The sequence below is a fragment of the Micromonospora lutea genome (assembly GCF_016863535.1).
Lineage (GTDB): Bacteria > Actinomycetota > Actinomycetes > Mycobacteriales > Micromonosporaceae > Micromonospora > Micromonospora lutea.
Genome location: NZ_BOPB01000026.1, coordinates 1 through 12,633, shown reverse-complemented (window position 1 = coordinate 12,633; position 12,633 = coordinate 1). Strand labels below are relative to the sequence as shown.

Genomic DNA, 12,633 nt, shown 5'->3' with positions numbered 1-12,633 from the left:
CCGGCCGACGGGCACGTCACCGACCTTGGTGATCGACTTTGTCCAATAGCATGACGCCCATGGTCATATTCTGGCGGCTGGGGCGCCGACCTGGTTGTCGGCGCGGGCCGAGTGCGTACCATCGGCCGGTCGAGGCAGCCGGGCGATGACCCAGCCGACCCCCGTTGCGACCCGTCCCGCCGCGTGGTGGTTGCGGGTCGTCTTCGGGGTGATCGGACTGGTCGCCTCGGTGCTCGGCTACGTCGGCCTGGAACGGCTGGCGCAGGTCCGGCCCGACACCATCGGTGACCGTTACGACATCATCTACTACGACCTGCAACTGTTCTTCCTCAGCGCCGAGCTCTTCGAGGAACCCGGCCCCTATCCGTGGCAGCTGCAGGTGGCCCGGTTCGTCGCTCCACTGTTCACCCTGCTGGCGGTGGCCGAGGCCGGTCGCCTGCTGCTGGCCGCGGAGATCCGCCGACGGCGTGCCCGGCGGGCCAGCGGCCACGCCGTCGTCTGTGGTGACTCGCAGTTCGCGCACATGCTGGCCGACCGGCTGCACGCCGACGGAAACCGGGTGGTCGTCGTACGCTCCGAGCCCTTCGGGCCGCTGGAGTACCGCCGACGCCGCTACCTCGGCGTGGTCGGCGACCCGACCAACGAGGAGGTGCTGCGCGGCGCCGGCCTGCCCCGGGCACACACCGTCTACGCCTGCACCGACGACGACGACCGCAACCACGCGATCGCCAACACCGCCAACCGGCTGATCCAGGACCGGCGGCACCCGCCCCGGGTCTACGTGCAGGTCCACGACCCGGAGATGTGCCTGTCGTTGCAGGCCCGACGGCTCGGCGCCGCCGGGTCCAGCCGGCTGCGGTTGGACTACTTCCACGTCGACGACATCGCCGCCCGGGCGCTGCACCGGCACCATCCGCTACCGGCTGCCATGGACCGGCCGATGGCGGTCCTCATCGCCGGTGACGGCAGCTTCCGTCGAGCCCTGCTGGTGGAGACCGCCCGGCACTGGCGGGCCCACCAGGTCGATCAGGGCGGATCCGACCGCCGGCTGCGGGTGGACCTGGTGGCACCGGACGCCCGCGCCGAACTCGCCCTGGCCACCGCCCGTTACCCGTTCCTGAACGACGTCTTCCGGCTGGCCGGGTACGACCGGACCATCGACGGCCTGGTCGGGCTGGACCAGTTCGCCGCCGGAAACTACGACCGTATCTACATCTGCGCCACCGACGAGATCAGCGGTCTGCGCTTCGCGCTGGACACCCCCGCGCTGTGGCGTGGGGCGCGCAGCATCGTCTTCGTGCCGGTCTACCGGCAGGCCGCGCTCGCCGCCGCGTTCCACGGCGACGCCCGCCACGACCTGCTCGACGAGGTGCACGGCAAGCTGCGGCTGTATCCGGTGCTGACCCAGGCCTGCGACGCCCGGCTGATCGCCGAGGATCTCACCGAGCGGCTCGCCCAGCAGATCCACCTCCGGTACCTGCACGCCCAGCAACGGGCCGGGGTACGCCTCGGTGACGCGCCCGCCATGGTGCCCTGGTCCCGGCTGCCGGAGTCGCTGCGCCGCGCCAACCGCAGCCACGTCCAGGACATCGCCGCCAAGCTGCTGAACCTGGGCTGCGTGGTGGCGCCCCGGCACGGTGGTGCCGGTGACGCCTCGGCTGCCGGTCGGGCCATCGACGATCGGGTCGAGCAGCTGGCCCGGCTCGAACACGAACGGTGGTGCCGGGAACGGCGCTCCGAAGGCTGGACGTACGGCGAGCCGCGCGACGACGCACGGCAGCGACACCACCTGCTGCGGCCGTGGGACGAGTTGCCCGCAGCCGTGCAGGAACAGAACCGGGAGGAGATCCGGGCACTGCCCCATGTGCTCTCCGACAGCGGGTTCGAGCTGATCCGGCTGAGTCCCACGGTGCCGGCCCAGCGGGAAGGAGCCGCCGGTGCCGTCTGAACGGGTGCCGGTCCGCGTCGGGATCACCGGGCACATCAACCTGACCTCGGCCACCGAGCTGCTGGTGGCCGAGGCGATCCGGGTCGAACTGCTCCGGATCAGCGACCAGCCGGTGCACGGTGTCACCTGCCTGGCGGCCGGCACCGACCAGATCTTCGCCCGCGTGCTGGTGGACTGCGGCGGCACGTACGAGGTGATCCTGCCCGCCCCCGACTACCGGGACACGATCGCCGCTGCGCGCCGGGCCGCGTTCGACGAGCTGCTCGACCGGGCGACCGAGGTGATCCACACCGGCCACCGGACGTCCGGCACGGCAGCCTACGTGGCCGCCAACCGCCAACTGCTGCTGCGGGTGCAGCGGCTACTGGCGGTCTGGGACGGTGCACCGGGCTGCCATGACGCGTCAACCGACCGGATGGTCGGCTGGGCCCGCGAGCGAGGCATCCCCACCACCGTCATCTGGCCCGCCGACGCGCGACGAACCCGCGAGGCCTGAGGCCCCGCAGCGGATGCCGGCAACCGCCAGATCGCGCGGGCGAAGCCGGGCGCGACCGACGACTCATTCGGCCACCGAGAGCCAGAAGACACCATGACCGGCGACGCCAAGGTCGTACTCGCCCGAATCCGGCACGCGCGGGAACTCGGCGCCGCCCATCAGTTCGCGTGGCCGACGGCCGACGTGCGAGGTCAAGGCCAGGGTCGTGGTCTGCGGGTACCGCGAGAAGTTGAACAGGCAGAGCACCTCGTCGCCGGGTTCGCCGCGCAGGAACGCCAGGACTGCCGGATTGGTGGAGCGGACGATCCGGCAGCCGGGCCGGGAGAAAGCCGGCCAGGCGTGTCGGGTCTCGATCAGCTTCTCGAGCACGTGCAGCAGGGATGAACGCGAGCGGAGCTGGTTCTCCACGTTCACCGCCATGTAGCCGTAGATCGACTCGTGGATCGGTGGCGCCGGCAGGTTCTCCGGCTGGGCCACCGAGAAGCCACCATTGCGGTCCGGCGCCCACTGCATCGGCGTGTTGAACGCCAGGTGGCCGGGCAACGCCAGGTTCTCGCCCATGCCGATCTCGTCGCCGTAGTACAGCACCGGGACACCGGGCATCGACAGCAACAGCGCGAAGGCGAGTTCCAACTGCCCGCGGTCGTCGTTGAGCAGGGTCGCCGTGCGGCGCCGGATACCCGTCGCACCCCGCATCCGGGCCAGTGGGGCGTACGCGTGCAGCAGATCGTCGCGTTCCCGCTCGTGCAGCAGACCCAGCGGCATCTCGTCGCCGTTGCGCAGGAACACCGCCCAGTGGCGGTCGGCCGGCTGGTCGCCCATCTGCGCCAGCACCCGGGACACCGGCCGGTGCGCCTCCCGCCGCATGGCCAGCAGCAGGCTCGGCATCAGCGAGGCGTACATCACCAGGTGGCACTCCGGGTGCTCCACGGTGCCGAAGTAGGCGCCGGCTCCCTCCGGCCAGTCCTCGCTCCAGGCGATCAGGATCCGGTCCGGGTAGGTGGCGTCCAACCAGGACCGCAGCTCGCGCAGGTAGGTGTGGGTCTCGTCGAGCCCCTTGCTGGAGGTGCCGCTGCGCTCGAACAGGTACGGGACGGTGAGCAGGCGCAGCCCGTCGACGCCCTGGCGCAGCCAGAAATCCATCACGTCGCGCATCGCCGCGCGCACCTCGGGCGAATCGTAGTTCAGGTCCGGCTCTGATCGGCTGTAGCGGTGCCAGTAGTACTGGCGGCGTCGGTTGTCGTAGGTCCATCCCGCGCCGTGGCTGTCGAGCGGGTCGTCGGCCTCGGCGTAGTCGTCGCCGCTGTCACTCCACACGTAGAAGTTCCCGTACGGTCCAGCCGGGTCGTCGCGGGCCGCCTGAAACCACGGATGCTGGTCACTGGTGTGGTTCAGGACCAGATCCAGCACCACCCGCAATCCCTGCCGGTGGGCGAGGCTGAGCAGCTCCAGCAGGTGCGACGGCGCGCCGAGACCCTCGTCGATCGCCTCGAAGTCGGCGGCCGCCCGACCGTCACCCGGCGTCGGCGCCGCCATGATCGGATTGAGCAGCAGGCAGTCGACGCCGAGCCGGCGTAGGTAGTCCAGCTTCTCGGTGACGCCCCGCAGGTCACCGTGACCGTCGCCGTCAGAGTCGTAGAAGAACCGGACGTTGACCTCGTAGAAGATGCTGCCGGCCGCCCAGCCTGGCTCACCCGGCGGCTCCGGCGGCCCGGGATCCTCCGTCACCTCGGCCCGGGTGAGCCGGAGCCGACCCGACAGGGCCTGGCGGGCCCGCTCGGCCACCCGCTCCGCCGGGTCCCGTGCCAGGGTCTCCAGCGTCTCGAAGGCGGCAACCAGCTGTTCCCGGCTGCGCTGGTGGCCGTACGCCCAGTTGCTCAGCTCGTCCACGGCCAGCACCCGCGCCGCCACGAGCCGGCTGCGGGTGAGCGCCAGCAGCTCCGCCGGGATCAACTCGGGCCGGCGTGGCGCGTTGCTGAGGATGAGATCCCCGACGCCGGCGGCGCGCATCTGGGGCGTCTGCCGTCGTTCCCGGTCGACCATTCGCACGGCCGCGTACTCGAACGCCTCCCGGACGCTGATGATCCCGTTGCCGTCCCGGTCGGCGTCCCCGGTGCGCAGTCCTTCCAGGAACGGACCGGAGAACGCCGACGGCAGCGCGTGCTGCTTGTGGCCGTCGCCCTCGTGCGCCAACTCGGTGGCCCCGGCGGACACCACGACGATGCGACTGCGGTCGCCGCGCTGCTTGAGGTCGCCGAAGGCGCCCGCGTGGCAGCAGTCCAGGATCAGCACCAGCTCGCCGGCCCGGCATTCGTCGATCCAGTGCCGAAGCTCGTCGGTCGGCAGCGAGGTCGGTGGAAGCCGCTCGGGGTCGGTGTCGGTCGCGGTGAGGTAGAGCCGGTGGTCGTGATGCAGCCGTCCGTGGCCGGAGTAGTAGACGAGCAGGAAATCGTGCGGATCGGCGCTGGTCAGGAAGTCGTAGAGGACGATCTGGAGCCGGTACGAGTCGGCGTCCGACAGATCGCGTACGTCGTCGAAGGCGCCGAGCGTCGGATCTCGCAGCAGCCGGGACCAGTCCTTCAGGTCACTGGCGGGGGAGTCGAGTGTGGGCAGCGCCTCGTTGGCGTAGCTGCCCACCCCGATCAGCAGCGCCCGCTTCACCGGAGCGCCTGTGGATCAGTCACCGTCGACCTTCTCGGCCACTGACGCCGTACCCTGCCGGGGCGCCGAAACCGACTTGATCAGCTCGGCCAGGGTCTTCTCCGACACGTCCCGTACGTCGATCTCGGTGCCATCGGGGAGGGTCATCCGCAGCCGTTTGCCCTTGTTGCGCTCCTGGTAGCGCTTGATGACCTCGGCCAGGTGCCGGATGTCCGCCGCCGCCCGCTTGACGGTCGGCACGGTGAACACGGCGAGGGCAAGTACGCCGAAGACGTAGCTCACCGTGTCGCGGGTACCCGCCGCGGCCGGCGTGGTCAGCTCGCTCGCCTCGACGCCCGGGAGCTGGTTGAGGTGCTCCTTCAGATGGCGCGCCTGCTCGACCAGCTCCTCGTGGCTGGCCGACTCGTCCGACACGACCTGCAAGATCAATTCATCGATCATGATCCCATCGTGGTCGGTGTCACTACAGCGTGCAAGGGCTGCCACGACGGATTGCGAGTGCGGGCCGCGGGTGACGGATATCCGACCGAAACCGGGCGAGGCCGACCAGCGCCGGGTGCTGTCCGTTTCGCTGATCCCAGTTCGTCATACCCAGGGAGTAGACCGACCAGGGGCGGTGCGGCGGACATCGGACCGCCGCCGCCCGGATGACGAGAGGAAGCGCAGATGAGTGGTGTACGCGTACTGGTGGGGACGCGCAAGGGTGCGTTCATCCTGACCTCGGACGGCAGACGCGACAGCTGGACGGTCGACGGGCCACACTTCGGGGGCTGGGAGATCTACCACCTCACCGGGTCGCCGGCCGACCCGGACCGGCTCTACACCTCCCAGTCCGGCGGCTGGTTCGGGCAGCTGATCCAGCGTTCGGACGACGGCGGCCGGACCTGGGACACGGTCGACAACGACTTCGCCTACGTCGGCGACGTCGGCGACCACCTCTGGTACGACGGCACCCCGCGTCCGTGGGAGTTCAAGCGCATCTGGCACCTCGAACCGTCCCGCGACGACCCGGACACCGTCTACGCGGGCGCGGAGGACGCGGCGCTCTACGTGTCCACCGACGGCGGCGGCAAGTGGACCGAGCTGACCGGCCTGCGTACCCACCCGAGTGGGCCGTCCTGGCAACCCGGCGCGGGTGGCCTGTGCCTGCACACGATCATCCTGGACCCGGTACACAAAGGTCGGATCTACACCGCCATCTCGGCGGCCGGCGCGTTCCGCAGCGACGACGGCGGCACCAGTTGGCTGCCGATCAACAAGGGGCTGCGGTCGGGGGAGATCCCCGACCAGGACAGCGAGGTCGGCCACTGCGTGCACCACATCACCCAGCACCCGTCCCGGCCCGACACGCTGTACATGCAGAAGCACTGGGACGTGATGCGCAGTGACGACGCCGGCGCGAACTGGCGCGAAGTCAGCGGCAACCTGCCCTCGGACTTCGGCTTCCCGATCGCGGTGCACGCGCACGAGCCGGAAACCATCTACGTGGTGCCGATCAAGAGCGACTCCGAGCACTACCCGCCGGAGGGTCGGCTGCGCGTCTACCGCAGCCGTACCGGCGGCGACGAGTGGGAGCCGTTGACCGTCGGGCTACCGCAGTCGGACTGCTACGTGAACATCCTGCGCGACGCGATGGCCGTTGACACGCTCGACCCCTGCGGCATCTACTTCGGCACCACCGGTGGCCAGGTCTACCGCTCCGCAGACGGCGGCGACAGTTGGGCACCGATCGTCCGGGACCTGCCGCCCGTGCTCTCCGTGGAAGTTCAGGTGCTGCCGTGATCCGGGTCGTCCTCCCGGCTCACCTGAAGACCCTCGCCGGAGTCACCGGCGAGGTGCGTGTCGAGGTGGCCGGCCCCGGGCCGGCCACCCAGCGCCTGGTGCTCGACGCCATCGAGGCGCGATACCCGATGCTGCTCGGCACCATCCGTGACCGGCACAGCGGTAAGCGCCGCGCCTTTGTCCGCTTCTACGCCTGCGAGGAGGATCTGTCCAACTGCTCACCTGACACGCCCCTGCCCGAGCGGGTGGTCACCGGCGAGGAGCCGCTCATCGTGCTCGGTGCGATGGCCGGAGGCTGACCGGAGCACGCGAGTCGCGGTGGCCGCCGACCCAGCAGTTCACAGGCCACGGGCGAACAGCGCCAGGCGGACCCGGTTGGGGCTGCCCGTCTTGGTCATCAGGCTGGTGACATGGGATTTGACCGTGGTGAGGCCGATGTGCAGCCGTGCCGCGATCTCGCCGTTGGACAGCCCGTCGGCGACCAGGTCCAACACCTGCTGTTCCCGGGCGGTCAGCCCGGCGACCGTCGGCGGCGTACCGGTGCGGGCGTGCACCGCGCGCTGCACCAGTCGGCGCAGCACCTCCTGGCTGAACGGGCTGTCGCCCGTCGCGGCCCGGCGCACCCCGTCGAGCAGATCGGTCGGCGGTGCGTCCTTGAGCAGGAAGCCGCAGGCGCCGGCGGCCAACGCCGGGTAGAGGTGGTCGTCGTCGCCGAACGTGGTGAGCACCAGGACGCGGGCAGCGGGGCGGTCGGCGAGAATCCGACTGGTCGCGGAGATGCCGTCGACGCCCGGCATGCGCAGGTCCATCACCACGACGTCGGGCACCAGCCGGGCGGCGAGGGTGATCGCGTCACGCCCGTTGTCGGCCTCGCCGATGACCTCGATGTCGGGCTGGGCGTCGCAGAGCATGCGCAGGCCGGCCCGGATGAGGTGCTGGTCGTCGACCAGCAGGACGCGGATCATGCGCTCTCCTTGGCCGGCGGCCCGGTGCGGGTCTGGTCCATCCCGCCCGGTGGTGCGGCGTTCGGCGTCGCGGCGGATGCATCCGGCGCGGACGGCGCGGCGGGAACGTCAGCCGGTGCCGCCGCCGATCTGGGTGGCCCGGTCACCTGGTGGCCGGCGGGCAGCACCGTTGCCACCCGCCACCCGGTGTCGGTCGGGCCGGCCGCCAACGTGCCGCCGAGAACGGCGACCCGTTCACGCATGCCGGTGATGCCGTGACCGCCGCCGACCGGCACCGTGGCGGGCACCCAGCCATGCCCGTTGTCGGTGACCTCCCAGTGGACGGCCCCGTCGACCACGCTGACCGTCAGGCGCGCCACGGCGGCGGCACCGGCGTGCTTGGCCACATTCGTCAGCGCCTCCTGGCTGAGGCGCAGCACCGCCAGGCCGCGTACCGCGTCGAGGGCGCCGATCGCCGGGTCGATGTCGGCGACCACGTTGACACCCGCCTGACGGGCCCGGTCGACGGCGGCACCGAGCGCGGCGGGCAGCGCCGACGGTTCGATCGCGGTCAGCGCGGCATCTCCGCGTACGCCGTCGGGGTGCCGCAGCACCGCGACCAGCCGGCGCAGATCGGCGAGGGCCGCAGTGCCGGTGCCGTGCACGTCGTCGAAGACCGCGCCCACCCGTGGGTCAAGGTCGCTCAGCACATGCCGGGCCACCCCGACCCGCAGCACTATCGACGCGACATGGTGCGCGACCACGTCGTGCAGTTCCCGGGCGATGGCGCTGCGTTCGTCGGCCCGGGCCGCGCGGCTCTCCGACTCGCGCCGTCGCTGCTCCTCCTCGGCCCGCCGCCGCGACTGCTGGCCAAGCTCCCGGGTGGTCCGGATGACCAGCCCGAGCAGCAGCGGCACGCCGACCTCCGGCAGCAGCCCGAACACGCCGGAGAGCAGCCTCGGCAGCGGATCGCCGATCGAATCGGTCAGATCGACCAAGGCCAACAGCCCCGCCGCCAGCCAGATGGTCCGGCCGCGGCGGGCGGCCATGGTCAGTTCGAGCAGGGCCCAGCTGGCACCCACCTGATTGATCATGAAATCGTCGACCAACCAGATCGCGACGGCCAGCAGCGCGGTCTGCGCCAGCAGGTTGGCCAGCGGTCGGTGGTGCAGCGCCAGCCCGACCCCGAAGGCAGGCACCGCGAGGATCCACTGCGTTGTCGTCGGCGCGACCTGAGCGCCGAAGAACAGATAGTTCAGGCCGGCGAGCGCGAGCAGCGCCATCCGCGTGAAGCTGCCGCGCGCGTCGAACAGCCGTCCTATCCAGCCCACACCCTCACCCTAGGGGGTGCGGATCGAGGTCAGAAGTGGTCGGCGGGCGGGCCCATCGGGTGCGTACCACCAGATAGGCGGCCAGTCCGAGCGGGCCCAGCAGGATGGTCAGCACCAGCACCGGTGCCATCACCAGTGGCGGGATCGTCCGTTCCCGGCTGTCGAGCCACGCCCAACGACCGACGAACAGATCGAAGGCGATCATGTGTGCCCAGCCCGCCGCCGCGCCGTCGGCGCTGCCCAGCAACTCCCGTACGCCGTCGAGGGTCGGGGAGGCCACGGCCGGCAGGACCTCCCCGAACGCCGGTACGATCAGGATCGCGTAGATCACCACGGCCGGAGTCACGATCAGCGGTGACCGGACGACCCGCTGGGTCACCGCCCAGTTCGGCAGCAGGATCATCAGGATCCAGAACGGCGCCGCCACCGCGAAGGTCAACGGAAACAGGACGGCGCTCACGCGGTCATCTCCACCGGCTCGTCGGCGTCGACCTGGCCGCTGTGCGACCTCGCCGGTTGCCGTACGCCCGGGGCAGCCTCGTCTGCGGCCCCGGCCGTCGGCACCCGGCGTCGCGCCAGCACCGCACCGGCGGCGGCGACGGTCGCGACCGCCAGCGCCACGGCGACGGTCAGGGTGAGCGCGTCGGGGCGCAGCAGCGGTTGGGCGCGCAGGGCCTGCCAGGTCAGCAGGATGGTCGACGCGCCGTAGCTCAGGCCCGCGACGAGCATCAGCCGCGCCCGGGTGCGCGCGTCCAGTCGGTCACCGGCGAAGCGGTTCAGCAGCAGCGCCAGGATCGGCAACATCTGCAGCCCGTGCAGCCCCACGAAGTGCCCGATGCGCAGATCACCGCCGGTGGTGCTCCAGCCGAGCAGCGGCAGCCCCGGGCCACCGTCGGGTACTCCCACGCTGTGTGCCCCGGCGATGCCCTCGATCAGGGGCGCCTGAGCCGGCATCGTCATCGGCAGCGCCACCAGCATGCCGAGCGCCGCTAACGCGAGCCCCAGCCCGATCGCGTACCGGGCGGCCCGGTCGACGATCGAGTACCGCAGCACCACGACGCCGATGACGACGTGCGCGACGAACAGCACCATGATCGCCGCACCCATCAGTTGCCACAGCACGGCGTTGAACGCGCTGGTCTCGTTGTAGTGGCTGGCCGTGCCGCGGAGCACCTGGCCGACGATGATGCTGATCTCCACCACCCCCATGGCGACCACCACGGTGGCCGCCCACTCCGCGACCCGGCTGCGGCGTGGCAGCAGGGAGAGCAGCCAGGCCAGGGTGCCGGCGTACAGCACGAAGGACACCGCGAACTTGAACGGCTTGAGCCAGATCGGCACGCCGGTCAGGACCCGCTGGTCGGCGACGATGCCGACCGCGCAGACGACGGCGAGCACCGCCATCGCCGATACGAAGACCATCAGGGGGCGGTGCCGGTACGACCGCCGCGACAGGTTGTCAGTCATGCCTGTAGATGCTGATCGGTGTGCCAGTGGAGGTCGCCCGCCCGTGGGCCCCGGTTGCGGCCGATGGTTGGATGCCACCTCCTACCTGGGTAGGAGAGGAGGACTGTCCCGCGCAATCAGGGCCAACGCCTCTGGTGGCTGGTCGGCGACGGTGGCAGCCTGGCCAGAGTAAGGAGGCGACATAATGACCACCCCGAAGAAGAAAACACAATGGACAGTCGACGACGTGATGACCCGCGACGTCGTGTCGGTGCGGCCGGACACCTCGTACCGCGAGGTGGTGGACGCGCTGGTGGGCCGTGGCGTGAGCGCGGCGCCCGTGGTGGACGAGGAGGGGCACGTCCTCGGCGTCGTGTCCGAGGCCGACCTCTTGCACAAGATTGAGGCCGCCGGGGACGAGCGGCAGCGCCGGCTCATCGGCGTACGCCGGGTGGCGGCGAAGGCGCAGGCCAAGGTCGCCGCCGACCTGATGACCGCACCGGCGATCGTGATCGACCCGGCGGCATCGGTCGCCGGGGCGGCCCGGCGGCTGGAAGCGGAACGGGTCAAGCGGATGCCGGTCGTGGACGCCGAACGGCGGCTCGTCGGCATCGTGTCACGGCAGGACCTGCTGCGGATCCACACCCGCCCGGACGAGGAGATCAGCGCCGACGTCGCCGACAACGTCCTGCGCCGCCTGTGGATCGACCCGAGCAGCGTGACGGTAGCGGTGGCGGAGGGCGTGGTGACGTTGTCCGGCACCGTCGAGAGCCGCAGTCTCGCCGGCATCGTGGCCGACCACACCGCCGGACTGGCCGGCGTCGTCGAGGTGATCGACGAACTGACCTGGGAGCGTGACGACTCCGACCTGATCGCCTCGCGCGGCTACACGTTCAACACCTCCGAGCACTTCCTGCGGCCCTCGCGTGACTGAAGCCCAGCCTGATCCCGACCAGACGAGGGCCCCGGCCCGCCACACGGCGGACCGGGGCCCTGGTCGGTACCGGGGCGACGTCCACCTGCACACGGTGCTCTCCGCCGGCGGCGAACCCATGTCACATCCACGGTCCGGCCGGGGTCGAGGGAGTGGACCTTCTGGAAGGGGAGTGGCATGGCGGAATCCGCCTGGTTGGCCGAACGTTTCGAGCAGCAGCGGCCGTACCTGCATTCGGTGGCCTATCGGATGCTCGGATCGCTGAGCGAGGCGGAGGACGCCGTGCAGGAGACCTGGCTGCGGCTGTCCCGCGCCGACTCCGACGAGGTGGACAATCTCGCCGCCTGGCTGACCACGGTGGTTGCCCGAGTGTGCCTGAACACCCTGCGTACCCGGCAGCGGCGGCGTGAGGAGCCGCTGGACACCCGGGTGCCCGATCCGGTGATCACACCGGCCGGTCCCGACGATCCCGAGCACTCCGCCGTGCTGGCCGACTCGGTGGGGTTGGCGCTGCTGGTGGTGCTCGACACGCTGAGCCCGCCCGAACGGCTCGCGTTCGTACTGCATGACATGTTCGGGGTGCCCTTCGACGAGATCGCCCCGATGGTCGACCGGTCTCCGGCCACCGCCCGACAGTTGGCCAGCCGGGCCCGCCGTCGGGTACGCGGACAGGCACCGCCGGTCGACACCGACCTCGTACGTCAGCGAGCGGTCGTCACCGCGTTCCTCGCCGCCGCCCGCGACGGCGACATCGAGGGGCTCGTCGCCGTGCTGCACCCGGACGTGGTGCTCCGTTCCGACGGCGGCGCGACACGCGCCCGCCACACCACCGTGATCACCAGTGCGCGGGAGGTGGCCGAACAGGCCACGACCTTCGGCCGATTCTCACCGTACGCGCGTCACGCGGTGATCAACGGGGGCGCCGGAGTGGTGGTCATGGCGTCCGGTCGCCCGCTGTCGATCATGGCGTTCACCGTCCACGACGGACGCATCGCCGAGATCGACGTGATCGCCGACCCGGAACGCCTGGGCCGCTTCGACCTCTCCGCCTTCGCCGACTGACCGTCGTGGTGGGCTTTCGCGTCGGTGGG

The 12,633-nt window shown here is 70.9% G+C and carries 12 protein-coding genes; 6 read left to right on the top strand and 6 right to left on the bottom strand.

Annotation, left to right across the window (positions count from 1 at the left end):
- Positions 1 to 145 precede the first annotated feature (145 nt).
- On the top strand, positions 146 to 1,948 hold the full coding sequence (locus Vlu01_RS21025; protein ID WP_204002259.1) for a RyR domain-containing protein: 1,803 nt from the start codon (positions 146 to 148) through the stop codon (positions 1,946 to 1,948).
- Positions 1,938 to 2,444 (top strand): hypothetical protein, encoded by a 507-nt coding sequence (locus tag Vlu01_RS21020; protein WP_204002258.1) that lies wholly within the window; start codon positions 1,938 to 1,940, stop codon positions 2,442 to 2,444. Before Vlu01_RS21025 ends, Vlu01_RS21020 begins: the two co-directional genes overlap by 11 nt.
- Before the next feature lie 63 nt (positions 2,445 to 2,507).
- Here Vlu01_RS21020 and Vlu01_RS21015 read toward each other — a convergent pair whose 3' ends face one another.
- Positions 2,508 to 5,105 carry a caspase, EACC1-associated type gene (locus Vlu01_RS21015; protein ID WP_204002257.1) on the bottom strand — a complete coding sequence of 866 codons (2,598 nt, stop codon included), beginning with the start codon at positions 5,103 to 5,105 and terminating at the stop codon, positions 2,508 to 2,510.
- A 15-nt stretch (positions 5,106 to 5,120) separates the two neighbouring features.
- A complete protein-coding gene (locus Vlu01_RS21010) occupies positions 5,121 to 5,546 on the bottom strand; it encodes a hypothetical protein (protein ID WP_204002256.1) in 426 nt (141 codons plus the stop codon).
- 225 nt (positions 5,547 to 5,771) lie between these two features.
- Here Vlu01_RS21010 and Vlu01_RS21005 point away from each other — a divergent pair, with 225 nt between their 5' ends.
- Both Vlu01_RS21005 and Vlu01_RS21000 read left to right on the top strand, forming a co-directional pair.
- Entirely contained in the window at positions 5,772 to 6,887 is a 1,116-nt protein-coding gene (locus Vlu01_RS21005; RefSeq protein ID WP_204002254.1) for a WD40/YVTN/BNR-like repeat-containing protein, read from the top strand.
- Positions 6,884 to 7,186, top strand: a complete 303-nt coding sequence (locus Vlu01_RS21000) for a MoaD/ThiS family protein (RefSeq protein ID WP_204002249.1) — start codon at positions 6,884 to 6,886, stop codon at positions 7,184 to 7,186. The genes Vlu01_RS21005 and Vlu01_RS21000 overlap by 4 nt, the downstream gene beginning before the upstream one ends.
- 39 nt (positions 7,187 to 7,225) lie before the next feature.
- Here Vlu01_RS21000 and Vlu01_RS20995 read toward each other — a convergent pair whose 3' ends face one another.
- From Vlu01_RS20995 to Vlu01_RS20980, 4 genes are read right to left on the bottom strand one after another with little or no spacing between them, the layout of a single operon-like run.
- Positions 7,226 to 7,852, bottom strand: coding sequence for a response regulator (locus Vlu01_RS20995; protein ID WP_204002247.1), 627 nt, complete (start codon positions 7,850 to 7,852; stop codon positions 7,226 to 7,228).
- Positions 7,849 to 9,162 (bottom strand): sensor histidine kinase, encoded by a 1,314-nt coding sequence (locus tag Vlu01_RS20990; RefSeq protein ID WP_204002245.1) that lies wholly within the window; start codon positions 9,160 to 9,162, stop codon positions 7,849 to 7,851. Before Vlu01_RS20990 ends, Vlu01_RS20995 begins: the two co-directional genes overlap by 4 nt.
- A gap of 4 nt (positions 9,163 to 9,166) precedes the next feature.
- The gene (locus tag Vlu01_RS20985) at positions 9,167 to 9,622 is read right to left on the bottom strand and encodes an ABA4-like family protein (RefSeq protein ID WP_204002243.1); all 456 of its coding nucleotides are present in this window, start codon (positions 9,620 to 9,622) and stop codon (positions 9,167 to 9,169) included.
- Positions 9,619 to 10,629, bottom strand: coding sequence for a hypothetical protein (locus tag Vlu01_RS20980; protein WP_239096030.1), 1,011 nt, complete (start codon positions 10,627 to 10,629; stop codon positions 9,619 to 9,621). The genes Vlu01_RS20985 and Vlu01_RS20980 overlap by 4 nt, the downstream gene beginning before the upstream one ends.
- Before the next feature lie 184 nt (positions 10,630 to 10,813).
- Here Vlu01_RS20980 and Vlu01_RS20975 point away from each other — a divergent pair, with 184 nt between their 5' ends.
- Entirely contained in the window at positions 10,814 to 11,542 is a 729-nt protein-coding gene (locus Vlu01_RS20975) for a CBS domain-containing protein (RefSeq protein ID WP_204002242.1), read from the top strand.
- A gap of 177 nt (positions 11,543 to 11,719) precedes the next feature.
- Positions 11,720 to 12,604, top strand: a complete 885-nt coding sequence (sigJ, locus tag Vlu01_RS20970) for an RNA polymerase sigma factor SigJ (RefSeq protein ID WP_204002240.1) — start codon at positions 11,720 to 11,722, stop codon at positions 12,602 to 12,604.
- The last annotated feature ends 29 nt before the right edge of the window (positions 12,605 to 12,633 follow it).

Excerpts from the sequence above, each read along its gene's own strand:
- Vlu01_RS21025 (WP_204002259.1), top strand. The coding sequence starts at position 146 with ATGACCCAGCCGACCCCCGTTGCGACCCGTCCCGCCGCGTGGTGGTTG.
- Vlu01_RS21010 (WP_204002256.1), bottom strand. The coding sequence starts at position 5,546 with ATGATCGATGAATTGATCTTGCAGGTCGTGTCGGACGAGTCGGCCAGC.
- Vlu01_RS21005 (WP_204002254.1), top strand. The coding sequence starts at position 5,772 with ATGAGTGGTGTACGCGTACTGGTGGGGACGCGCAAGGGTGCGTTCATC.
- Vlu01_RS20995 (WP_204002247.1), bottom strand. The coding sequence starts at position 7,852 with ATGATCCGCGTCCTGCTGGTCGACGACCAGCACCTCATCCGGGCCGGC.
- Vlu01_RS20980 (WP_239096030.1), bottom strand. The coding sequence starts at position 10,629 with ATGACTGACAACCTGTCGCGGCGGTCGTACCGGCACCGCCCCCTGATG.
- Vlu01_RS20975 (WP_204002242.1), top strand. The coding sequence starts at position 10,814 with ATGACCACCCCGAAGAAGAAAACACAATGGACAGTCGACGACGTGATG.
- sigJ (WP_204002240.1), top strand. The coding sequence starts at position 11,720 with ATGGCGGAATCCGCCTGGTTGGCCGAACGTTTCGAGCAGCAGCGGCCG.